This is a genomic window from Bombilactobacillus apium (genome assembly GCF_013385145.1).
Classification (GTDB): domain Bacteria; phylum Bacillota; class Bacilli; order Lactobacillales; family Lactobacillaceae; genus Bombilactobacillus; species Bombilactobacillus apium.
Genome location: NZ_JABZEC010000002.1, coordinates 174,493 through 197,194 on the forward strand (window position 1 = coordinate 174,493; position 22,702 = coordinate 197,194).

The 22,702-nt window shown below is 41.9% G+C and carries 21 protein-coding genes, 1 pseudogene and 1 CRISPR repeat array; of the genes and pseudogenes, 6 read left to right on the plus strand and 16 right to left on the minus strand.

Translation table 11 applies throughout. The features are described 5' to 3' along the window. Nucleotides 1-279 (minus strand): phosphoenolpyruvate hydrolase family protein, encoded by a 279-nt coding sequence (locus tag HU830_RS08995; RefSeq protein ID WP_267463530.1) that lies wholly within the window; start codon nucleotides 277-279, stop codon nucleotides 1-3. A gap of 341 nt (nucleotides 280-620) precedes the next feature. Between HU830_RS08995 and HU830_RS02910 the strand changes: the two genes are divergently transcribed. The 3 genes and pseudogenes from HU830_RS02910 to HU830_RS09085 all read left to right on the plus strand — a co-directional run bounded on the left by HU830_RS02910 (nucleotide 621) and on the right by HU830_RS09085 (nucleotide 2,119). Next, nucleotides 621-1,112 carry a helix-turn-helix domain-containing protein gene (locus HU830_RS02910; protein WP_176942291.1) on the plus strand — a complete coding sequence of 164 codons (492 nt, stop codon included), beginning with the start codon at nucleotides 621-623 and terminating at the stop codon, nucleotides 1,110-1,112. 122 nt (nucleotides 1,113-1,234) lie between these two features. Beyond that, nucleotides 1,235-1,537: pseudogene (locus HU830_RS09080) on the plus strand (PRD domain-containing protein); the annotation flags it as partial. A 39-nt stretch (nucleotides 1,538-1,576) separates the two neighbouring features. Next, nucleotides 1,577-2,119: a sugar isomerase domain-containing protein gene (locus tag HU830_RS09085; RefSeq protein WP_324196286.1), complete on the plus strand. Its 543-nt coding sequence runs from the start codon at nucleotides 1,577-1,579 to the stop codon at nucleotides 2,117-2,119. Between the two features lie 166 nt (nucleotides 2,120-2,285). Further along, nucleotides 2,286-5,007: direct repeats of the CRISPR family, unit length 29 nt; unit sequence AGAATCACCCCCGCTTACGCGGGGAACAC. A gap of 299 nt (nucleotides 5,008-5,306) precedes the next feature. On the opposite strand, the gene HU830_RS02920 is transcribed toward HU830_RS09085, so the two are convergent. From HU830_RS02920 to HU830_RS02935, 4 genes are all read right to left on the minus strand, one after another. After that, nucleotides 5,307-6,272, minus strand: coding sequence for a LacI family DNA-binding transcriptional regulator (locus tag HU830_RS02920; RefSeq protein ID WP_176942292.1), 966 nt, complete (start codon nucleotides 6,270-6,272; stop codon nucleotides 5,307-5,309). 10 nt (nucleotides 6,273-6,282) lie between these two features. Further along, entirely contained in the window at nucleotides 6,283-7,092 is an 810-nt protein-coding gene (locus HU830_RS02925) for an HAD family hydrolase (RefSeq protein WP_176942293.1), read from the minus strand. Nucleotides 7,093-7,312: 220 nt separating this feature from the next. Then, nucleotides 7,313-7,612: an LbetaH domain-containing protein gene (locus tag HU830_RS02930; protein WP_176942294.1), complete on the minus strand. Its 300-nt coding sequence runs from the start codon at nucleotides 7,610-7,612 to the stop codon at nucleotides 7,313-7,315. A gap of 9 nt (nucleotides 7,613-7,621) precedes the next feature. After that, nucleotides 7,622-7,804, minus strand: coding sequence for a hypothetical protein (locus tag HU830_RS02935; RefSeq protein ID WP_176942295.1), 183 nt, complete (start codon nucleotides 7,802-7,804; stop codon nucleotides 7,622-7,624). Between the two features lie 368 nt (nucleotides 7,805-8,172). Here HU830_RS02935 and HU830_RS02940 point away from each other — a divergent pair, with 368 nt between their 5' ends. Together HU830_RS02940 and HU830_RS02945 are read left to right on the plus strand one after the other, a co-directional pair. Then, nucleotides 8,173-9,138 (plus strand): Gfo/Idh/MocA family protein, encoded by a 966-nt coding sequence (locus HU830_RS02940; protein ID WP_176942296.1) that lies wholly within the window; start codon nucleotides 8,173-8,175, stop codon nucleotides 9,136-9,138. A gap of 221 nt (nucleotides 9,139-9,359) precedes the next feature. Further along, a complete protein-coding gene (locus tag HU830_RS02945) occupies nucleotides 9,360-10,730 on the plus strand; it encodes an MFS transporter (RefSeq protein WP_176942297.1) in 1,371 nt (456 codons plus the stop codon). 70 nt (nucleotides 10,731-10,800) lie between these two features. On the opposite strand, the gene HU830_RS02950 is transcribed toward HU830_RS02945, so the two are convergent. From HU830_RS02950 to HU830_RS02970, 6 genes are all read right to left on the minus strand, one after another. Then, on the minus strand, nucleotides 10,801-12,330 hold the full coding sequence (locus HU830_RS02950) for an ABC transporter permease/substrate-binding protein (RefSeq protein ID WP_176942403.1): 1,530 nt from the start codon (nucleotides 12,328-12,330) through the stop codon (nucleotides 10,801-10,803). Next, the gene (locus HU830_RS02955; protein WP_176942298.1) at nucleotides 12,330-13,268 is read right to left on the minus strand and encodes an ATP-binding cassette domain-containing protein; all 939 of its coding nucleotides are present in this window, start codon (nucleotides 13,266-13,268) and stop codon (nucleotides 12,330-12,332) included. The genes HU830_RS02950 and HU830_RS02955 overlap by 1 nt, the downstream gene beginning before the upstream one ends. 499 nt (nucleotides 13,269-13,767) lie before the next feature. After that, nucleotides 13,768-13,980 (minus strand): MDR/zinc-dependent alcohol dehydrogenase-like family protein, encoded by a 213-nt coding sequence (locus HU830_RS02960; protein ID WP_176942299.1) that lies wholly within the window; start codon nucleotides 13,978-13,980, stop codon nucleotides 13,768-13,770. A gap of 327 nt (nucleotides 13,981-14,307) precedes the next feature. Next, on the minus strand, nucleotides 14,308-15,072 hold the full coding sequence (locus tag HU830_RS02965; protein ID WP_267463532.1) for an MFS transporter: 765 nt from the start codon (nucleotides 15,070-15,072) through the stop codon (nucleotides 14,308-14,310). Then, the gene (locus HU830_RS09000) at nucleotides 15,053-15,535 is read right to left on the minus strand and encodes an MFS transporter (protein WP_324196273.1); all 483 of its coding nucleotides are present in this window, start codon (nucleotides 15,533-15,535) and stop codon (nucleotides 15,053-15,055) included. The genes HU830_RS02965 and HU830_RS09000 overlap by 20 nt, the downstream gene beginning before the upstream one ends. Next, nucleotides 15,522-16,883 carry a M20/M25/M40 family metallo-hydrolase gene (locus tag HU830_RS02970; protein ID WP_176942300.1) on the minus strand — a complete coding sequence of 454 codons (1,362 nt, stop codon included), beginning with the start codon at nucleotides 16,881-16,883 and terminating at the stop codon, nucleotides 15,522-15,524. The genes HU830_RS09000 and HU830_RS02970 overlap by 14 nt, the downstream gene beginning before the upstream one ends. Before the next feature lie 130 nt (nucleotides 16,884-17,013). Here HU830_RS02970 and HU830_RS02975 point away from each other — a divergent pair, with 130 nt between their 5' ends. After that, a complete protein-coding gene (locus HU830_RS02975) occupies nucleotides 17,014-17,889 on the plus strand; it encodes a LysR family transcriptional regulator (RefSeq protein ID WP_176942301.1) in 876 nt (291 codons plus the stop codon). Between the two features lie 560 nt (nucleotides 17,890-18,449). Here HU830_RS02975 and HU830_RS02980 read toward each other — a convergent pair. The 5 genes from HU830_RS02980 to HU830_RS03000 form a co-directional block, all read right to left on the minus strand. Next, entirely contained in the window at nucleotides 18,450-18,941 is a 492-nt protein-coding gene (locus tag HU830_RS02980) for a hypothetical protein (protein WP_176942302.1), read from the minus strand. A 321-nt stretch (nucleotides 18,942-19,262) separates the two neighbouring features. Beyond that, nucleotides 19,263-19,943, minus strand: a complete 681-nt coding sequence (locus tag HU830_RS02985; protein ID WP_176942303.1) for a LytR/AlgR family response regulator transcription factor — start codon at nucleotides 19,941-19,943, stop codon at nucleotides 19,263-19,265. Between the two features lie 58 nt (nucleotides 19,944-20,001). After that, nucleotides 20,002-21,336 carry a GHKL domain-containing protein gene (locus tag HU830_RS02990; protein WP_176942304.1) on the minus strand — a complete coding sequence of 445 codons (1,335 nt, stop codon included), beginning with the start codon at nucleotides 21,334-21,336 and terminating at the stop codon, nucleotides 20,002-20,004. Nucleotides 21,337-21,341: 5 nt separating this feature from the next. Beyond that, nucleotides 21,342-22,307 carry a ThiF family adenylyltransferase gene (locus HU830_RS02995; protein WP_176942305.1) on the minus strand — a complete coding sequence of 322 codons (966 nt, stop codon included), beginning with the start codon at nucleotides 22,305-22,307 and terminating at the stop codon, nucleotides 21,342-21,344. Between the two features lie 189 nt (nucleotides 22,308-22,496). Then, on the minus strand, nucleotides 22,497-22,634 hold the full coding sequence (locus HU830_RS03000; protein ID WP_176942306.1) for a hypothetical protein: 138 nt from the start codon (nucleotides 22,632-22,634) through the stop codon (nucleotides 22,497-22,499). Nucleotides 22,635-22,702: the final 68 nt, after the last annotated feature.

Below are 22,702 nucleotides of genomic sequence, written 5' to 3' on the forward strand. Positions count from 1 at the left end.
TCAGTGAATTCCCAAAATAAGGGGTACTTTGGGCGTCAAGGGAAGAAGCTCTTCTTTGGCAATTGCGGCAATCTGGTGATTAGCATTGGTAAAAGGTAAATAGCCCCCTAGAGAAGAACGGCCCATCTGGCGAAATTTACCTGAATTCAATAATAAAATTAGATCAATTCCCGCAGTCATGGCGGCGCTCAAATTCATTCCAGTGGCCGTACTTAAACCCAACAAGTGCTTTCCTAAAAAACGTTGATGTTGTAATTTCGCTAGCAATTCCGTTGCCATTTCTTCAACTCCTCTAGAAATTTTCCGACACCTTCCCTCCCAGAGAAAGCGCCTAAACTACGAGGTAAGCTTTCTCTTTTAAATTACCACAGAAATCGGTTTCCGCGGTAAGAAAGCCGAAATTCCGGCCCTTTTCTAGAAATTAAGCCCCTGTTAGGAAGACAAATTGTCCCTAACTCGACTTGCAAAAGGTGCTATCCTAAAACTTAAAGGGCCAATTAGAATATCATTAGCTAATTAAACGGGGATGAAGTGTTCAACTTTCAGACCTATTTTTTCTTTTTTCTTTGGTCTTCTAGCAATTCCTAGACGCTTTTAGAATACAAGTTGAAGGTGATAACTTGAATGCAAAACAACTGCCCAGCAACCAAATCCGAAAATATCAAATTCTAGCCCGCCTGCTTCAGGGTGAACATTTGAGCTACCAACGCCTAGCCACGGACTACTACGTCGGTCGGAGTAGTATTGCTCATGATATCGTCTTCATCAAGTCCGAATTGGCCCAAGATCAACTTTCTTTGACTTACGATAATTCCGGTACTTACTTGGCCGGAGAAGAATTAGAAACGCAAAAGATTATTAACCGCATCGTGATGAAAATCCTAGCTCATCCTCCGCTGCAAAGTCTTCTAACTTGGTATCTTGATCCAAAGTTATTGCAAAAAGTGCGGGCAATTCTGAGCAAGAAAATTAAGACTTGGGACTTAGAGGTTCCGGAAAATCTTTTGAACGATTTGATTATTTCCACTGCAATTTTGCTCGATCGCGGGCAGCAAGGTTATCCCCTCGATTTACCAACTGGTGCTCCTACCACTTCCTCACTCACAAATTGAGACAAATATCCTCTAGTTTATGAACTATTACTCAGTTTGCAGGAAGAAAAATCTATCACTTTAGCACCACTGAACTCCAATATTTAACTTATTTAGTTATTGGCAATGGTGGAGAATTTTTTATGCCGCGGGCCAAAATTCCGGCAACTTTTCAAATTAAAGTGAAAAAACTTATTGCGACCATTAGTCGCAGTCTTCAAGTCGATCTGACCCCTGATCAACAGCTCGCTAACGATTTATTGCTTCATCTCTACCAGACGGTCTGTCGCCTGCAGGCCAAAACTACGGTGATTAACCCTCTGCTGACCGAAATCAAAAATCATTATCCCCAAAGCTGCGGTTGTGTTTGGTACGCCTTGCGCGAATTTGGTCAGGCCAACTACCTCAAGATTGCTGATGACGAAATTGCCTTTGTTACGCTCCACTTTCAAGCGGCTCTCGAGCGCCAACAACCGCAAAAAAAGATTCTATTTGTCTGTCCCCATGGCGTTGGCACCAGTTCCTTAATTCAAGCCCAGCTGCAACACCTGCTTCCACGAGATTTAAAAATCCAGATCATTTCGCAAGCCAATCTGGCGCAACAGGATTTAACCGCGGTTATTTTAATTATTTCAACCGTTAAACTCCCAGTACAGGCGGTTCCCGTGGCCCAAAGCAAAGGTGTCCAAATCATTGGCCTGACTAACGTCAGCTATTCTCAAGCCGTAGCGAGTCGTCATGCTTCTGGAAAACGTTTATTTGAAATTGCTGATTTGGTTTTGGATAATCATGGTTCCATCGGCGACGCTGCTTGTCAGCTACAAGGAGCCCCGCAAAAAGTGGGTCCGACTTCGACCGTCATTGGTGCCGCAATCTTGAACAACATTGTGGTCGAAGCCTGCCAAAGACTGGTCCAAAGAAGCGATGGTGATGCTCCTGTCTTTTACTCCACTAATCTAGATGGCGGTGATGCGCAAAACCAGCATCTAATGCAGGAATATCAAGGTATGATTCATTATCGCTTTTAAGAATTTCGGCGAAGATCTAGTGGAGAAGACCTAGTGGCGAAACTTGAATAATATAAACAAAAAAACTCCTGCTTGAGAAGACAAGAAAGACTTGCCTGCTTAGGAAGGAGTTTTTGGATGGATTAAGTGTCGCTTATGCGAGAATATGACCGTGCAAATGACCTTTAGGATCACCCCTGCTCGCGCGGGGAACACTTCATTTGCGTATTTTGACTTTCGACAGAACGAGAATCACCCCCGCTTACGCGGGGAACACTTTGGTACTGAGGCTCAATCGGGAATGAATGCCGAATCACCCCCGCTTACGCGGGGAACACTGTGAAAATGAGCAGAGTAATAATCTTTGGGAAGAATCACCCCCGCTTACGCGGGGAACACTAGATCAAAAAAGAACTCTACCTAACGAAAACAGAATCACCCCCGCTTACGCGGGGAACACCTAATTTAATCGCGTTAGCAACCCCACGTTGCAGAATCACCCCCGCTTACGCGGGGAACACAATCCGGTAGGTTGATCATGTTCAAGTAAGTTAAGAATCACCCCCGCTTACGCGGGGAACACTCGTCGTTGTTGCGCAAATAGAAATGGTATTTAGAATCACCCCCGCTTACGCGGGGAACACCTACTTGAAAATGATTAAGCAGCTAGCAAACAAGAATCACCCCCGCTTACGCGGGGAACACTTTAGCAGATTCTAATATTGACCACTTTATAAGGAATCACCCCCGCTTACGCGGGGAACACACTTCGGAGGAGATAATCCTCATCAGGTTCTAAGAATCACCCCCGCTTACGCGGGGAACACTAAAATACGTCGGATATGATGAATTTATTGATAGAATCACCCCCGCTTACGCGGGGAACACCGATGTATGATTATATCGAAAACTGGATGAAAGGAATCACCCCCGCTTACGCGGGGAACACCGAATGGTGGCTTGGACATTGTCGCTACCAATAGAATCACCCCCGCTTACGCGGGGAACACAGACCTTTATCTTTATCATATCCACCAATTTGAGAATCACCCCCGCTTACGCGGGGAACACTCCGTCTAATCTTTCTTTAATTCTTGGCAAATAGAATCACCCCCGCTTACGCGGGGAACACACTTCGGAGGAGATAATCCTCATCAGGTTCTAAGAATCACCCCCGCTTACGCGGGGAACACGGCTTGTCTCCCACCTTGCAATAATCAACCGTAGAATCACCCCCGCTTACGCGGGGAACACCTTGTGGTGAGCCAATTACTGCAGAACAAAACAGAATCACCCCCGCTTACGCGGGGAACACGCTGGGTGGAGCTACTTAAAAGTAGCCAAGACGGAATCACCCCCGCTTACGCGGGGAACACACATTATATGAACGTTTTAAACCGTCCCTATTGGAATCACCCCCGCTCACGCGGGGAACACTTCTGCGGCAACATGCGGCTGGTTAGCTTCGGGGAATCACCCCCGCTCACGCGGGGAACACTGTTAAATGCACAGCCAATGATTGATTTTTCAAAAAGCAAGAATCACCCCCGCTCACGCGGGGAACACCCTTGACGTACTTCTACTCGCTGATATGAGTGAGAATCACCCCCGCTCACGCGGGGAACACCTCAAAGTATTATTTTACCTTATCAAAATTTTAGAATTACCCCCGCTCACGCGGGGAACACGACCAAACAACTGAATTAAATAAGCACATTAAGGAATCACCCCCGCTCACGCGGGGAACACTATACAATAAAGTTTCAATATCAAAATAAAATGGAATCACCCCCGCTCACGCGGGGAACACATGGCGTTTTGCCCGGCGATCGTCTGCTCGTAAGAATCACCCCCGCTCACGCGGGGAACACTAATTACATTAGAATGATTTAATGAATAATCAAGAATCACCCCCGCTCACGCGGGGAACACTCGGTGGGGCATTTTTAGCCTTGTCAATTCCTGGAATCACCCCCGCTCACGCGGGGAACACTTGAAGGGGTTCTTGCACGATTCGGTGCAGCCGGAATCACCCCCGCTCACGCGGGGAACACAAAAATACTTATCTTTTGTCTCCGTTACGTTTGGAATCACCCCCGCTCACGCGGGGAACACCTTCAAAAAGTGCTGTTGAAGCGCTACAAAGTAGAATCACCCCCGCTCACGCGGGGAACACTTGAAGAAGAACGTGAAATTAAGTCAATGTTAAGAATCACCCCCGCTCACGCGGGGAACACTAAATGCTCATAATTCGAATAAATATGATAATCAGAATCACCCCCGCTCACGCGGGGAACACGTTACTCGACAGTAGCTCTTGATACTCTTATAAGAATCACCCCCGCTCACGCGGGGAACACGATTTAAATGAGGTAATATCTTGGTTGAACCAAGAATCACCCCCGCTCACGCGGGGAACACTCGTCACTCACTCCCGAAGATTTATCGACTCCGGAATCACCCCCGCTCACGCGGGGAACACATCGCATTGGGACGATAAGTGGGCGGGATAGGAGAATCACCCCCGCTCACGCGGGGAACACTCATTGAAATCCTTACAAAAATATGTTCCGGAGGAATCACCCCCGCTCACGCGGGGAACACGTTTGAGACTTAATTTCACGACTTAAAAATTTAGAATCACCCCCGCTCACGCGGGGAACACAAATATGATTGCGCAAACTTGATAAAGAATAAAGAATCACCCCCGCTCACGCGGGGAACACCCAAAGCTCACCAGCCGCATGCTACCGCAAAATGAATCACCCCCGCTCACGCGGGGAACACGTAAAATCCAAGATGGTGGCGTTGCCGGAATTAGAATCACCCCCGCTCACGCGGGGAACACGCGCCAAGAGTTAGAGGCTTAGAGTGGCATCTAGAATCACCCCCGCATCCGCGGGGAATACACTAAAAAAAGACTGATAGAGCAGCATTCTAAAAATCACTAACTAGCTTTTTCTATGAGTTTGATTAATTATACCCGATACCTATTACCGACACTTTAAAAGTTCGATTCTAAAATTAGCCAGTCAACTAAGTAATCTAGAAATTCATCTGCCTCAATAAGCATACCGCAATTTTTAAAATAAAATCTAGATTCTCCTAATCACTTGACCACCAGATCAAAATGGTACTAATCCAGCATTCTTTCGCTAAGACTCTAGGCTTCCCGACCATCACCCAATTTTAATTCTAACAAAAATCCCTATTTTGGTGTACTCCGCTGGTCTCCCAACAAAAATTCAGACGGCATAGCAATTTTACTTCTCGCCTCCGAAGTCTGCGTTACCAGACGAAAAGCTTGAGCGCCAATTTCTTGAAAATGATGATCAATTGTCGGTAATTTTAATAAAAATCCTGCTAACTGATTATCTTGCCCCACCAATAAGGGTTCTGGTAACCGCTGATCTTGGTAACATTGTCGCACCCCGGCGGCAATATCATCACCATTGGTAAAAATTGCCTGTAAATCTAAATCGGCCGCTACTAACTGACCGGCGGCCGCAAAGCCGTCTGCAAAGGTCACCACATCATCAATCACCCACTCTGCCGCTGGCAATCGCCCATAAACTGCTTGAAAAGCCTGCATAGTCGCTTTTCCCGTGGCACTAGCAGCAACTGGACGGCTAAATAAGAAAGCAATTCGAGTTAAATTCTGCTCTTTTAACCAGTGAAAGGCCGCCAGATAGCCATTCCGCCGCTCCGAATAGACAGCCGGCAAGTTATTTTCGCCAGGATCTTCACAGATTACAATTGGATCATAAGCTAAATAAGCGGCTAATCGTGGTAAAGGCAAGCCATGCGAGGTAAAAATTAGACCATCAAATAATTTTCGTCGCAATTGTTCTAAATACTTATTCTCTAACTTTTGATTATATTCAGACGGTAGTAAAGTGATGCGATACTCACTCAGAAAAGCAGCCTGCATAATGCCCTGAATCAACTGGGTAAAATAAGGATGGCTGGCATGAGGCAAAACAACCCCAATCGTATGAGTTTTCCCCATACTTAGATCACGTGCTACCCCGTTGGGAACATAGTTTGTTTCCTGGATTACTTGCTCAATCTGAGTTCGGGTAGCTTGCGAAACATAACCATGCTGATTCAAGACTCGCGAAACCGTCGTGATTGAATAGCCACTTAGCCGAGCGATATCTCTAATTGTCGTCATCTCTTTACTCCTAAGTAAACTCTGGAAAATGAGTCAAAGCATACGCTACCCCATCAGCCGCATTCGAACGGGTAATCCGCCGAGCGACCGCTTGAACTTCGGGCAAGGCGTTAGCCATTACGATTGGCAAGCCCACTAAATTCAACATCGGCAAATCGTTGTGGCCATCGCCAAAAGCAGCCACTTCTGTGGTCTTTAAAGCTTCCCGTTCCAGCAAATATTTAATTCCTCGTGACTTTTGGGCTTGAGCACTAGTAATCTCTACGTAAGCGGTTCCTGACTGCTGCCAACTAATTTCGGGATTTTTTAAAGTCCGCAAAAATTCTTTCAAAGCTAGTAAAAGTTGCGGATCCGAAGTAATCAACATTATTTTAAAAATTTTATCCGCAGAATACCGCAAAGTTTTGGTCAAGGGTTGAACCACCGGCTCTTGTCCCGTTAATTTTTGCTCTAAAATAATTCCCGTATCAATCCGCTCCGTATACCAACGTTGATCGTCATAATAACTGATACTTAATTGGGGGAAACGTTGCTTCAAAGCAGGTATTATTTCTGAAGCACTTCCTTCAACTAAGGGTGCTGCCTGCAAATAATGCCTTCCTTGAGGACCATCTTGAAAAATCAAGCCCCCATTAAAGGCAATTTGGGGTTCCGTTAAATCTAACGCCTGCATTGTTGCCGCCATTTCCAAAGGAGCGCGCGCCGAAACTAGCGTTAAGGGCAAGCCCACTTTCTGTATTGTTTGAACCGTCTTGGCTGTCACCTGTCCTTGAGGATCTAACAAAGTCCCATCGAGATCGGAAAAAAGATGTTTAATCATGAAATTTGACTCCTAATTGATTCAAGATAATCCTAGCATAAAATATGAAACGCGTTTCAGGTCAACCAAGAACGCCGACTTTAGACATCCCTAGCTGCCGTCATTTCACTCCGCATAAATTATTAGCAACTTTTCTATTTTTGCTTTCGCACCACGATCTCCCTTTCTAATCCTTTTTAAGCCAACGAATAAATTTTGCGGGTACACCAGCAACCACTGCTTAAGCTGGGACATCATGAGTAACTACCGCACCGGCACCAATCGTAACTCCGGGAACTACCATGACTCCAGCTCCCAGCCAAGCTCCTTTTTCGATATGAACGGCCTTCAAAACTAAATCCGCCCGTTTTTGTGGATTCTCGCGATGATTAACCGAAATCATCAGAACCCGAGGACCAATAAAAACCTGATCTACAATAAAAATTCCACCTAGATCCACAAAACAACAATCACGATTAATAAAAACATTTTTTCCTAGAAAAGTATGGGCGCCAAAATCAGTCTGAAAAGGTTGATTCAATCTCGTTCCTTATGGAAGGGGATAACCAAGAATTTTCTTTAAAACTCGACCTTGTTCCGCAATTGTTGGAGCTTGATTAAAGGTCAATAAATTTTGACTAGTTTGATCCACCCGTTCTTGAACTTGCCTTTGCGTCTCCCCCTCAAAGTGAATCACTCCAGCATTAATTATTTTTTCTAGTGGAATTTTCATGATTGTCTCTCCCTGTAATGTCCTTGCTAGCTGATAAATTTACTTCTATTCGATTATTAGCTTTAGCATAAAAGTCTAGTCTAATACTTATAATAAAATCTAGTCTATACATAAATCGTATAATAAAAAAGATATCTGCTGCTCCTATTAATCCAGAAGTATTGAGATCTTCATTTCCACTTAAATCTCCTCCTTATCTAGAGCAAAGACAGCCAACGGCTCAGGCCGTCCGTTTTAGACGGTCTTCAATTCAGGCCTAAAATCCCGCTTTAAAATATTTTCCTGATCCCCAAGGACCGACTCTGATTTTTTTCGCTCCCAAAGAGAGTATAGTAAAGTTAAATTTAAATTTTTGGAGGACCAAGCTTATGCAATTAGCCATTATCGGCGCCGGAAAGATCGTCAAAGAATTTCTTCCGATTAGTTCCCAGATTCCCAATTTGCAGATTCAAGCCATCGCTAGTACCCCTCATGGTGAAAAAAATCTCCATCAGTTACAAGATCAATACCAGATTCCGCAAGCTTACACGGATAGCAATCAAGCCATCAATGATCCGACGGTTGACACTGTTTATGTAGCCGTGCCCAATCCCTTGCACTTTGCTATCAGCCAAGCGGCGCTATTAGCTGGGAAAAATGTGATTTGTGAAAAGCCCTTTGTCACTTCTCGAGCGGAAGCCGAAACATTAGAAAAAATAGCTCTGCAAAAGGATCTGATTTTGGTAGAAGCCATTACCAATCAATATCTGGCTAATTTCTTTGGCATTCAACAGGCCCTGACCCAAATTGGGACAATTCGGATCGCCGAATTTAACTATTCCCAATATTCTTCCCGTTATGATGCTTTTCGCGCCGGGACAATCTTGCCGGCCTTTGATCCCCAGCAAGGTGGTGGAGCCTTAACCGACCTTAATGTTTATAATATCCACTTGGCCGTCAGTCTCTTAGGCCAGCCCCTTGATGTCCGCTATTTTCCTAATCGGCAACGCCACATTGATACTTCCGGAATTTTACAATTAACTTATCCCCAAGCTCAATGCGTCTGCATTGCCGCCAAAGATGCCGGAGCTCCAACACGCAGTCTTCTTGAAGGTGAAGATGGCACAATTATTATTGAAGGACCGACTAATTCCCTGCCGAAATTTACGGTGCAAATTCGCCAAGGCACTAGCAAAAGTTATCAGCTCAATAAGTTTCCCCAAAAGATGATCGGTGAATTTCGGGAATTCGAACGCCTGATCCGGGAGCATGATTTAGCCGCTGCCAGCCGCGCCTTTGACCATAGTGTCCAAGTTTTAGATATCTTAGATCAAGCCCAAACCAATTATAATTAATTACAGATAAATAAATTACCAGTTACCAATCATTAAGCTTTTAAATTCTTAAATTAAGGGTTATTATAAATATAGACCAATTCTAAAAATTAATCTTTTAAACTTAAGTTCCTTCAAAAACAAAATAACAATTGATAACGTTTGCTTTCAAAGAAAAGATGACTGTATACTCTTTAAGTAAGCGTTTTTATAAACGCTAAATTTTTTGAGGGGTGATGTTCGTGTTTAAGAAATTATTAGCGCCACCGGGGAAAAAACCGCTCTTACCAGCAGCGGAAATTAAAAAGAAATATCCACGCTACCGGATGCAAGTTTTACTCTCTATTTTTATTGGCTATATGGGTTACTACTTTGTCCGGAACACAACTTCGATCCTTTCTGGGATCTTGAAAATGTCGGCTACCCAAATTGGACTCATCTCCTGTGCGTCTTTTGTAGCTTACGGCGTTTCCAAATTCGTCATGGGTCTGGTTTCCGACGAATCCAACTCTAAAATTTTCTTACCTATTGGGCTCCTTTTATCAGGATTAGTCAATATTCTGATCGGAGTTCTTCCCAATATCGTTACCAGTGTCTGGCTTTTCACGATTATGTACTTAATTAACGGCTGGCTACAAGGCATGGGCTATCCACCTGGGGCCCGGACTTTAGTCTATTGGTTCGGCGATAAAGAACGGATTAAATATTCAACTCTTTGGAATCTGTCTCATAATGTCGGCGGGGCCCTCGCTCCCGCTTTAGCCGGGGCAGGCTTAGCCATAGCGGGTACGAATCCGCTCAGTCAAACCAAAGCCGCTTATTGGTTTCCTGGGTTAGTCGTCTGCGTCTTGGCCGTTTTGGTTTATTTTCTCCAAGAAGATACGCCAGAATCTGTTGGTCTGCCAGCCATTGAAGACTATAAGCCAGAAGAATACAACCGCAAGAAAAAAGAAAGCAAGACAGATGTTCCTGCTCAACAATTAGGAATAGGCGAAACCGTCAAAACTTATATTCTGCCCAACCACAAGTTAATGTGGGCCTCCTTATACGGGGCTTTCGTCTATATCTTGCGCTACGGAATTGTTTCTTGGGCACCTAAATTCTTAACTACTAGTGCCGCTGAAGGTGGAAAAGGAATCAACTCGGCAGCGGGCATGGGTGGTTTCTCCTTCTTTGAAATCGGTGGAATCGTCGGGATGTTACTAGCCGGTTATATCTCCGCTAAAATTTTTAAAAACTCCAAGCCTTTGACTAATGTTGCCTTTTTGATCATCGCGATTATCTTAATTGGCGTTTACTGGTTCATTCCTGCTGGCCAAGAATACATGTTACTTGATTACGCTATTTTGATTTTGTTAGGTTGTGCCATCTACGGTCCAGTAATGATGATTGGTTTATACGCCATGGAATTAGTACCAAAATCCGCTGCTGGTGCTGCTTCTGGTCTAACCGGAACTTTCAGTTATATCGGTGGTGCCGCCGTGGCGACGCTTTTAATCGGGGTGATTGTCGACCACTTTGGTTGGGCAGCAGCCTTTGTTCTCTTCGGATTTTCGGGAATCGCCGCAATTATCTGTACCCTGCTTTCCCGAGACAAATCTCTCGAATTCTAGCACGAAAAATAATTTATTCTAAAAAACTGATGACTAGAAATCATCAGTTTTTTTGTACATAATTTTAGCGTTACTTTTGGGCCGGCAAGAGCCCTTGTTCTAACAGAAAACGGTGGGCGACTGTGGCCGCTTTTTCATGTTTCACGGTTACCGCGTAATTCATCGCTTGCATCTGAGCCGTCGTAACACGACCCTGCAGCCGATTCAGGCTACGGACAATTTGGGGATGTTGCTGCGCAAACTGGCGGCGCATCAGAGGTGCCCCTTGGTAAGGCGGGAAAAAGCGCTGATTATCGCGCAAGACTACTAAATTATATTTTTTAATTTGGGGATCGGTTGTGTAACCGTCAGTAACTTCAATCTTGCCGCGGGCTAAAGCCTCATAGCGTAAGGCTGGTTCCATCGTTCGCACTGCTTGGAATTTCAAACCATAAGCGCGCTGTAAGCCGGGATAGCCATCGGCCTGCTGATAAAAATCGGGATCAAAGGCTGCCCGCAACTGGGGAGTTCGCTGCAAATCCGCAATAGTTTTTAAGTGGTAGCGTTGCGCAGTTTCTTGGCGGACAGTCATCATATAGCCATTTTGATACTGCATCGGTGCCAACAAAGTTAACTGTTGCTGTTGCGCCAACAACTTTTGGGCCAAGTGATAAGCGACTTGCGGTTGATGGGGCATCTTTTCTTTAGTTTGTACTAAGGATTGGAGGACGGTGCCGGTAAATTCCGGATAAAGATCAATCTTTTTACTTTGCAGACCATTAAAGAGAAAGCTGGTACCACCAAAATTCGGTTTCAACTGGACTTTAATTCGCGGTTGATCTTTTTCAATTAATTCTTTATATAAGTTTAAAAGAATTTCAGGTTCACTCCCCATTTTTCCGGCAATCGTAATCGTTTCTTGCTGGACAGCTTGCCACTTTTGCCAGCCATAAAAGCCCCCACCGGCTAAAAGGAGGATTATGCCCCCAATAAGAAGATGACGCCAACGAGCATGGGCTAGCCAGCGAATTGCCGCACTAGCTAGTAAGGCCAAAACCGCTGCTAACACCGCTCCCACAAGCAAAGCATTATTATTGTTAGTTTGAATTCCTAATAAAATATAGGTTCCGAGACCGCCGCCACCAATTAAAGCCGCTAAAGTCGCGGTACCGACAATCATCACCACCGCAATCCGTAAACCCGTCAAAATCAGAGGCAGGGCGAGGGGGATTTGAATTTTAAATAATTTATAACGGCGCGAAACCCCAAAGGCATCAGCGGCTTCTAACAATAAAGGATCAATATTCGTTAACCCCGCATAAGTATTAGAAAAGACCGGCATCACCGCATACAAAACCAAGGCAATCACCGCGGGCACTGGTCCAATCCCAACTAAAGGAATCAAAAGTCCGAGAATCGCCAAACTAGGAATCGTCTGAATTACACTAGCTACTTGCAGGACAAATTCTCCGGCTCGCCGATGGTCGATTAAGGCGATCGCTAAAGGAATTGCCAAGATGATTGTAATCACCGTCGCAATCAAGGATAAAGTTAAATGTTGCCCCAAAGCCTGCCAAATTTCGGGGCCATTTTTTGCCAAATAGATCATTAAAGAAGTCATCAATTTTGATCCTCCGCTAAACTAGCTAGATAGCGCCATAAATCTCGGGCCGTCAATTGTTTATTTTCCACTTGAACTACTTGTTGAGGATCTTTGACCAACAAGGCAGACCAGTCACTCAAAGTAGCGGTTGGCGGCAAGATCTTGGCGCCCGGATAATTGGTTTTTTGCCCATAACCGGCCCGCAGGACTTCTTGTAAATAGTGCTGGGGAGAATGAGCCTGCGCAAAAAAGCTAGCTACAAAATCATTAGCCGGGGTGGCCAAAATCTCGGCCGGAGTTCCTACTTGTTGCAAGTGACCAGCATGGACAACCGCCAAGCGATCAGCTAATTTCAAAGCTTCATCCATATCGTGAGTCACAAAAATAATTGTCGTTTGAAATTTAGTATGTAACTGGCGGAGTAAATCTTGTAATTGCTGGCGCGATAAAGGATCGAGGGCACTAAAAGGTTCATCCATTAAGATAATTTTAGGTTGCGGCGCCAAAGCCCGGACAATTCCGACTCGTTGAGCTTCGCCCCCAGATAATTCGTGGGGCATGCGTTCCATAAACTGGTCCGGATTCAAACCAACTTGTTCTAATAAAGCGGCGACCCGCTGGCGACATTCTGGCGCTGGTAGACCTTGGGCCACCATTTGAATGGCGGCATTTTCTCCGACAGTCATATTCGGAAATAGGGCTCCTGACTGGAGGACGTAGCCAATCTGTTGCCGCAAAGTTTGGACATCAGTAATTTTGGTAACATCTTGCTCGTCTAACCAAACTCGCCCCGTAGTCGGCGTGTTTAAGCGATTGACCATTTTCAAAAGCGTCGTCTTACCGCTTCCACTGGGCCCAACCAAAACAAATAATTCATGACTTTTAATCGTCAGGTTGATCTTGTCCAAAGCCAATTGTTTACCGTAGCGTTTGGTAAGCTGTTCAAAACGAATCATCATACTTCCCCTTTAAATTCTTTAACTGTATTTTAGATTAAAACGATAACTTTACCCCAACTTGAATTAATTGCCAAATAGCAATGGGCTTAGGCGGCTTCTGAAAGTGAAAAAAATTTCGTTGAACTTAACATCAATCTGATATTTTTGTATAAAATCAAATAATTCTTTAATGGTGGTTTGATCGACAAATCCTGAGTAAAATCCGTTTAAATCAATAATTTTATCAAATTCTCCGCTATTAACCAGCTAAAGATTATTCTGCGTGGTAACTAGCAGATGTTTCAAGCCCAAATCAATAAGTGCAGTTGCTTTTTGGGGTAAACGTATTGTTCCCATTATTTGGAGTTTCTTTTTTATGGCTAATATTAACTTTAACACTGCGATTCTCACACTACTAATCACAGAACAAATCAAAATTCACTCTTGCTCTTAGGGCTAAACTGTGATAAGTCCCCAAAGCAGTATAAAAAGTTTTCGAAACTGCGACCAAATCAGTCTAACTCAACTGGGTCTGGATAAGATAAATTCGTTGATTAGGCAACAAAACATATTCCGCATAACTTTTATTATAAGCCCATCCCATTCCGCCCATCAAAGAAGCTATAGTTTGCCCTTTTGGAAATTGGTTCGGTACACTAGTTTCATCAATCGTACCCACAACTTCAATTCCCAAAATCCGGGAAAATTTGACCGATGATGATTTTCCCATTAGGATAAAAACTAAGGAACCTTATTATTACAATGAACATCGACGTTTTAAAAGAGTCACAATCTTTGAACAAATCCTCTAGAGAAGAACTTACACAAGTCATCATAGGATTCAGGGCAAAATAGCGACTCGTCAACTTAATTGGATCGTCATGTCAGTCTGCAAAGTACGGGTAAGCGAAAATAAAATATTCTAACCTTAACACTGATTTAAATTACTAAAGTCTCTGAAAACTATCGCGGTAATTATAATGTCTCCGGGTAAAGCTAGTTTCAAAAGGTGTCCGCATCGGCATATCAACTTTTCGCAAAGTTGTTTGTTTAATTTTCATTTACACTCTCCCCCAACAACTAATTTTTGGGCTGCTAATTTTCGTGTATTTAACGATAAGGAACTGAGAAAAGCGACGGCTGCCGCTCCCACTAGGAATAAAAAGGCAATTGAATATGATCCTTTAAAAGCCGTGACTAAAGCGCCAATCACAATGGGAGCTACAAAACCCGCTAACTGGCCGCCAAAGTTCACGATTCTGACAGATGAACCATACTCCTTTTTTCCGACTAATTCAGCAAAGAAGGCAAAAGTTCCCGTGAAGACTACCGATTTAAAAAAGTAAGTTGCGATCTCAAAGGTAATTACCGCCGCTAAACTTGGGCACTGGTACATCCCAAACACGAAAAGGGTCGTCGCTAAACTCGCCAGCAGCAGATTTTCACGACCCGTAAAATAGTGCGTTAAAATCCAGCCACTGGCAATTGCTCCTAGCCCCGCGGCAATCGAAGGTAAGGGTACTAACCAAGAAATTCCCGCTAGATTTAAGTGCCGGGCTTGTAAAAGATAAGGCAGTATCCAAAAATCAAGGCCTTTGGTAATCACACTGAGGCCAAAAACAATTAGAAAGAATTGCCATAACATCCCGTTGGTTAAGATTTTTCGCCAGGGAACCGCAGCCACCGCCGTCTTCCTGGCTTCAATCGTCTTTTTATGGGTCGGTCGCAGAACGAAAGCATAAATCGCTACGAAAATGATTTCTAAGATTCCCATAGCATGGAAAGCCATGCGCCAGCCAAAGCTAGCAATGATTGGGGCCATAATCAGAGAGGCCGACATAATTGGAAGAAACAATTCCCAAAGTCGCTAGCGAGCGACCCTCATAAGGAAAAACTTCGGTAATTTGCTTTAAACTTGCTGAAGGATAGGCTCCTTCGCCGATTCCAAAAAGAATCCGAATCACAATCAGAGCGCCTAACGACCAAGCAAAACCAGTCAGTAGGGTGAACAAGGACCAAAAGAGAATGGCGACAATAATCGTACGATAACTCCCGAATTTATCCGTCAGCCAACCACCGGGAATTTGCATCAAGGCATAACTGAAGAAGAAAGCACTTGAAACCACCCCTAAAGTCGCGGTCGATAAATACAAATCACGCCCAATATAGGATAAGGCAATGCTGATTGCGGAACGATCAATAAAACAAACAATGTAACCCAGATAAATCATCCCAAAAGTTAGATGGGCTCGTTTTTTTTGTAGAGAAGCATCAGTTGGAGTCACGCGGAGAAACCTCACTTTCGTATTGAGCCGCCAGGGCCGTAATAAGCGCAATGCCCTGTTCAAAGGCGGTTACGGTAATATTTTCATTATTGCTGTGATTATGTTGATCAAAATTAGCCAGCGGCAAAGTAAAGACTTTAACCCCCAAAATATCAGTCCAAACGTAATTAGGCACCGTTCCCGGCATACAAGGCTCAACCAACAAAGAAATTCCGGCAGTTTGGGCCGCTTTTTGGAAGCGTAAGCGCTCCGCTGGACTGGCCGGAGAAGTTGCCGGTGGCACTTGGCCATTGATTTCGTAATTCAAGACGCCTTGATCAAGCCAAGGCTGCAAAACGGTCGCTAAACCAGCCGCAATTGGGGCAATTTGTTGGTGTCCCACCAAGCGGAAATTAATGTTGGCGGTCAAAGACGCCGGGATAATAGTTTTTACTCCCGGGCCCGTATAGCCAGCTTGAATTCCAGAAACGTTGAAAGTTGGCTGAAACATCAAGCGGTGATAGTAATCTTCTTGATCTTGCGCCTGAACTTCGCCCCCAAAGACCTGATTCAAACGTTCTCGATTAAAAGGCAAGTGGGCAATATCGGCATCATCTTGTTTGGTCGGCGCTTCGACGCCGTCATAAAAGTGAGGAATCAAAACGCGCTTATTTTTTTGATCATACAAATGGTTGAGCACTTCTTGAAACAGGAGGACTGGATTAGCCAACACATTGCCGGCATTTCCCGAATGATTATCTTGACTGGCGGTTTGCAAGTGCAATTTAAAGCCAAACAATCCCCGATTGGCCAAGCGCAAGACATGATCCCCCGAATCACTCATCGAACCATCGACGACAATCACCTCTTGGACTTTGGCCAACAAACTGGACCGCAACTTTTTGACAATTTCTGCCAGGTGGATACTGCCCTGTTCTTCTTCGCCTTCAATTAAAAACTGAAAAGTTTGGCGATGATTGGGATGAGCAACTAGAAAATGGTTCAAACCAATAATCGTCGCAATCAGTTGACCTTTATTATCGCCGGCTCCTCGCCCAAACAACCGGCCTTCCCGAGCCGTCAAAGTGAAGGGATCACTGTCCCAAGCCTCCCGCGCCCCCGAGGTCATAACATCGTAGTGTCCGTAAAATAAAATTGTTGCTGGCGTTTGACCGCTAATTGTGGCGACCAAGGCTGATTCACCGGCACTGGGAACTTCTTCTACAGTTGCTCCACAATATTTTTCCAACAAATCACGGACAAATTGCCGGGCTTGTTGCCGACCAGTTGCTGATTCACTGGTACTGGGATAGCTAATTAATTGCGCAAGAGTTGCAACATTGTCTGAAATTATTTGATAGTTTGGCAAGATAATCACCCTTCATTGTTTTCTTAGAAAATTAATTTTTAATGGGCTTATTGTATTGCAATTCTAATCTCAAGAGAAATATAATAAATGCCATAGGCTATCACATTTTTGGTATAAGGAGCAAAATGGAATGCGCTTATTACAATTGCAATACTTTTTGGACGTTGCCGCCACGCAAAACATTTCGCAATCGGCCCGCAATCTCCATTTGACCCAACCCTCACTCAGCCGCAGCATTCACGAATTAGAACAAGAACTGGGAATCTCTCTTTTTACCCGCAACGGACGCTCTTTGAAAATTAATGCTGCAGGTAGTCAACTAGCCCAAGTAGTTCAGACTAGTCTGACCACCCTTCAACAAGGAATTAACGAACTGCAACAGACCAAACAAGAGCAGGCCCAAATTGTTACTTTGCGCCTGGAAAGTTCGACCACCTTAATTCCCGGGCTCTTAACTTACTTGCAGCAAGTTGTTCCCCAAGTGACCATTCACCTCGTGCAACATGGTCCCGAAACTAACCAATTACTTCCTTATGACTGGGAATTTTCTACCCAAGCTCGTAAGGGTCAGGAAAATCAACTTTTATTGGAAGAAGAAATTTATTTTGCTTTTTCGACGGAAAAGCTAGCCGTGACTTTGGCCGATAAAAAAAGTTTAACTGCGGCCGAATTGGTCCAATTTCCCTTAATCGCGACCGAACCCAATCCCTTGCGGGACTTAGTTTTACACACCTTGCGCACCCAACAAGGAGCCTTGCAACCAGAATTCACGACCGGTGACCGGGCGACCATTCTGGGAATGGTCCGAGCTGGGGTTGGCTATTGTTATCTCCCCAGCCTTTCTTGGCCTGATTTAGATCTGCAGGGGATCAAACTTTACTCGCTAACTCCCCAACCCTTAACCCGCAAGATTTATTTAAGCCGGCCGCTAACCACCATACCCACCGCCCAAACTCAAGCGGTCGCTCAAGGAATCCACCAATATTTTGCCCAGCTGCAAAAATAGCTTGCTCATTACACCAAAAAAGTTTTCAATCTCCCCGGTTCTTGGACTGAGAATCAGGAAAGGCAAGGCTCAAGGAAAGTATCGGAATTTTATAGACTAAAGAGGACAGATTCACTAGATCTTGCAAGAATTAGGAGCTCAATTCTGTTTTTATTTAAAATGAGTTCAATAAGTAAGAAAAAATCCTAGAACTAACTAAGGCAACAATCGCTATGGATGAATATTTTCATTGTTGGTTTGAGCTATCTGAACAGTTCCTTGAAAGCAGCAACACTTATGCTCGATTTACTTCTTTTATATAGCTGTATTGTAATCGATTTATCTAAAAGATTCGGTCTATTTAAGATGTTAAAGCTAATTTGCTTACAAAAAAACTAGACCAACAATGATCTAGTCAATTAAGCTTACTAGCTACAATCTCTACATTTATAGAAATCATTTTATAGTAAATTAGTGAGCAATTAAGCACCACCACAATGGATCTAATTCTGGTTCAACCGTCTTTTGTTGGTTAATTTTCATCTTTAGCTCCCCCCTTTTTCTGAGTTTTATCTTATTAGCTAACTTAGGGTTATGCGCCCACCATTACTTTCTAAGATAAGATTGTTACCCAAGGTATAATTCTTTGGTGATTTATTTTGAAAACTCCCCCCATTTAAGTTTGTTTTGTAAGCAATTGTTTTTCCAAAATGATTTCTAATGGTAATATTTCCACCATCTGTTTTAACTTTGAAAGCTTCCAAATTTTTAAGTTGATTGATAGATACAATAATTCGAATTTGCGGACGATGCCGAGCAAAAATGGCGCCGAAGTTTCTTTTATTAGCGGAGAAGTCTAACCGCAAATTACTTTTGGAATTTACATCTGATCTGGGAGTAGCAACGGGAACGTAACCCGACATCCTTAAACTACGACTCTTTCCATTTTCAACCTGTAAAATAATATCGGAGCCACCAGTTTTCAAGTCCAGATTATTGATTGCCTGAGAAACCGGAATTGATTTTTGGAAATTTTGGTAGGGGGTATTAAAATTTAGCCTAATGACTATCAAAGCGAACCCAATGGCCAAAATACCAATAATTATTAACAAAATCCTTTTAGTTCTAATGATTATCTCCTCCTTTCATAACCCTATGATAAAGCCAAATAACGACTAAAAAGAATACTTTCTTAAACGGTCATTTTTATTCCGGAACGGCAATTCCAGCGATATTAACTATAATTCCTAAGTTCACATCGTCCCGCAGAAATAAGAATTATAGTTTATTTGCCTGTACTAAAAAATGACGTCCTCAAGCTCTCTTTCCGAGTTGAAAACGTCATTTTTGATCAAAATAGTATCTCAGAAGAATAAAATTAGGTGCCTAAGTCCCTAAGAAATTCTCGTCTGTTGATAATTATCTAATTCTTTAATCTTTCGTCGCGAAATTAGACATTGATCCTTATTCTTAAAAGTAATTATCCCTTTCTTCTTATCAATTGCCTTTACATAATCAAGATTTACCAAAAAGGACTTATGTGCCCTAAAAAAATTTTGCGGGAGCCGTTGGACTAGTTTTTTTAAATCACCAGTAATCAATGATTCACTATCTAAAGAATGTAATAAGAGTTTATGATCTCCCAGAGTCTCCACATATTCCAATAATTTTAAATCTAGGTAGATAACTTGATCACTAAGCTTTACGGCTAATAGATCACTATCCGAATTGTTAATTGTCAATTGTTGTTCTATTTTTTCGAAAACTCGAATAATACTCGAACGGAGATTGACCTGATCTTTTAAAATAAAATCTAACGCTGCCACTTGATATTTAAAAGTTTCAAAAGCTAATTCATCATGAGTAGTTACGAAAATTATATAGCCCTTATTATCATAATTTCTAATCTTTTGAGCTAATTGAAGTCCATTCAACTCTGTTCCTAAATCGATATCTAAAAAATAAACCCCACTAGTAGAATCTTTACGAACCGCTTCTAATATTTGCTGGGGATCAGTTGTTGATAAGGCCAGAGTAAAATCCAAATTCTCGATAAAAATATATTTTTTTATCATTTCCTAATTCTTTCTTTTTGGCTAAGATCATCTTCACAAATATAAACCTTCATCAGCATCAATCCTCTGGCATCAATATTAACTTTTGCGTAAAAAATTCTTTATCTATCTCGGTTTTTAAAAGACATTTATTATTTTTCTTCACGATATCATTTAGACTGGCCAACCCTAAGCCCTCATGGCCTCCCTTACTGGAAAAACCGTTGGTATTGATTTTGGTCAGATCTACTGAACCAGAATAACGATTTTTAACTACGGCTATCAGTTGCCGATTTTTCCAATAGAAAATAATTGTCAAATATTTTTGCTGATCAGTGCTCGCGATTTTTGCAAAATCGATGGCCTCAAGAGCATTATCCAATAAAATTCCGAGACATCTATTATATTCATAAATAGGCATTGAGTTGGGTAGTTTACTAATTGGAGCAAAAATTTCCAAATTAATATTCTGATAATTACTGACTAAAGTTGATAGCTTCAAGGCCAAAAGTCCTTTAATTTCCATAATCTTCATATTACTTAAAATTTGCAAATTAAAAACAGTCCGCGTTTGTGCTAAATTTTGATTCTGGACAACCCTGTAAAAGTAATGTTCAAGACCATCCCAATCTTTTGCTTCTAGATAACCGGTCAGTCCGGCTAAAACATTTAAATAATCATGCTTAAATTTTCTTAATTCTAATTGATTTTGTTCAATACTTGTAACATATTCAATCAACTGCTGATTATTAATCTTTTCATAAGCCAATTGCGCTTCTTTTCTTTGGCTCTGTAGCCACAGCAGAGCCATTAATCCCACAATTATCAAAAGGAGAAAGAAAAGCAAACTTGTACTAGTAATAACTTCATTATTATTATTAAAAACTAAAATCTGACTAAAAAAGACGATTATTAAAAAAAGTACTCCCGCACTCATCACTAAAGAATTAAATATACTATTATGCAATAAACTATAAATATTAAATTTCCGGCAAAGATAATTAAAAGCTTGCGTAATTAACGGCGCTAAAACAATCAATAACAGGGTGTTAACTGTTATCAGCCGCCAATCGCTTTCTTGGATCGCGTAAGAAATTGAAAAGATTTGATTAACTAATACTTCAATTAGTTGCGCTGTAAAGATCAAAACTAAAAATCCCAATAATAAAAAAAAGATATTTTTAAAAAGGCGTTTTCTAATCTTTAAATATCCGGCAATCAAAAAAAATTCTAGGCTGAATAAGCCGACTAATGATCCATTAAAATTAAAAATATTGATTAAATAAATAATCAAAGCTAAAATAGTTCCAGAAATTAAGGATAAATAAAGATACTCTTTCGGGCTAAAGTTAATTTGCAGCAATTGCAGGCAAATTAGGTAAACACTGATATAACAAAATAAAATCAAATACATCACAATCACCTAAATAAATATTCATCCGTACACAAGTCACCGACAACGCTGGTATTCTCCACGCCAATCAAATCATTAAAGATAACTTTGCTTATAAAAAAGGCACTCAAATAACCGTTAAAAATTGATCCGGAATTTTCACTAATATATTTTTCAATATTAAGAGAATTTCGCTGATTAAGGGCAGTCTTTAGCAATGATTGATAATTAGCTTGCGTTATTAAAGTGTCAGAATGAATAAGAAAAGAATATCCACCATAAAACATTTTTAATTTGGGATATTTATCAAATAACTTCTCTAGTAAGACCATCTGCAAGTCAAAATCGTCCGCACAATTAATAAAATAATCAATTTCATTTAAGTTTACTTTTGAATCCAAATCGGCAAAACTATTAATTTGTTTATTTACAACTTTAAGCTGGATTCCAGGAAATTTGTCTTGATACTTTTGGGACTGAACAGTAGCTTTAAACTTTCCCAGATCACTAAACTCATAATTTTGAGCCCGGAGATTTTTTCGCTCAACTTGATCACCATCAACGATCGTAAAATTCCTAAATCCCAATTTAGTGAGGATATCTAATAAATAACTTCCCCCGGTACCCAAACCTAAGATCAAAATCCCGAGATCAGCAACTTTTTCAATATAATCCGTATAAGTTATCCCCGGATAGCAGTCAGCAAAATTCTTGATTCTCTGGTCTAAAAGGTCAAAATTATCTGGCAATTTATAAAGCCACTTATTTTCTTTGAAGTAGGCAAAGATATCGGCAAATTCCTGCCTACTCAATTGGGGCAAAGATTGCTGCAATTCAGCTTCCGACATCGGCCGCTTAAATGCCTTGATGAAGGCAAAAATAGCTTCATTATTGTCTGAATTTATCTCCCTTTCTAATCTCGGATTACCTTTATAAACAAAGAGCTTTCCCTCATCGCTGAGATACCAGCCAATTTTCTTTAAATTATACAAATTAATCCCCCCCGTGTTAAAAATAACTAATTATAATTGTATCCTTTTATTTTGATTGTATCAATATTATAGTGGTCAATAAACTTATTTACGATAAATTAATTTTTTCTATACCGAATAGCTGGTAACCCTTTTGGTTTTCGAGGGAAGATCTCTCCAACAATCCCCTATACGAATAAAAGCTATGATTTATGTACAACATTCACATTTGTTCACCAAAGCCACTGCACTCTCAATTTTGGCATATTCAGCATCAAAGCCCACTTTAAACTCTGGGGCTTTAAGTTGCTCAGTGAGATAATCGTCAAAAAGAATATCTTTTGCCATATTACTTACCTCCCAAAGAGAACTACTGGAACTTTATAAATTAATGATGAACTTCAAAAATAATTTTG

Excerpts from the sequence above, each read along its gene's own strand:
- HU830_RS08995 (WP_267463530.1), bottom strand. The coding sequence starts at position 279 with ATGGCAACGGAATTGCTAGCGAAATTACAACATCAACGTTTTTTAGGA.
- HU830_RS02920 (WP_176942292.1), bottom strand. The coding sequence starts at position 6,272 with ATGACGACAATTAGAGATATCGCTCGGCTAAGTGGCTATTCAATCACG.
- HU830_RS02925 (WP_176942293.1), bottom strand. The coding sequence starts at position 7,092 with ATGATTAAACATCTTTTTTCCGATCTCGATGGGACTTTGTTAGATCCT.
- HU830_RS02935 (WP_176942295.1), bottom strand. The coding sequence starts at position 7,804 with ATGAAAATTCCACTAGAAAAAATAATTAATGCTGGAGTGATTCACTTT.
- HU830_RS02940 (WP_176942296.1), top strand. The coding sequence starts at position 8,173 with ATGCAATTAGCCATTATCGGCGCCGGAAAGATCGTCAAAGAATTTCTT.
- HU830_RS02950 (WP_176942403.1), bottom strand. The coding sequence starts at position 12,330 with ATGACTTCTTTAATGATCTATTTGGCAAAAAATGGCCCCGAAATTTGG.
- HU830_RS02955 (WP_176942298.1), bottom strand. The coding sequence starts at position 13,268 with ATGATTCGTTTTGAACAGCTTACCAAACGCTACGGTAAACAATTGGCT.
- HU830_RS02960 (WP_176942299.1), bottom strand. The coding sequence starts at position 13,980 with ATGGGAAAATCATCATCGGTCAAATTTTCCCGGATTTTGGGAATTGAA.
- HU830_RS02965 (WP_267463532.1), bottom strand. The coding sequence starts at position 15,072 with ATGGCCCCAATCATTGCTAGCTTTGGCTGGCGCATGGCTTTCCATGCT.
- HU830_RS02975 (WP_176942301.1), top strand. The coding sequence starts at position 17,014 with ATGCGCTTATTACAATTGCAATACTTTTTGGACGTTGCCGCCACGCAA.
- HU830_RS02985 (WP_176942303.1), bottom strand. The coding sequence starts at position 19,943 with ATGATAAAAAAATATATTTTTATCGAGAATTTGGATTTTACTCTGGCC.
- HU830_RS02990 (WP_176942304.1), bottom strand. The coding sequence starts at position 21,336 with ATGTATTTGATTTTATTTTGTTATATCAGTGTTTACCTAATTTGCCTG.
- HU830_RS03000 (WP_176942306.1), bottom strand. The coding sequence starts at position 22,634 with ATGGCAAAAGATATTCTTTTTGACGATTATCTCACTGAGCAACTTAAA.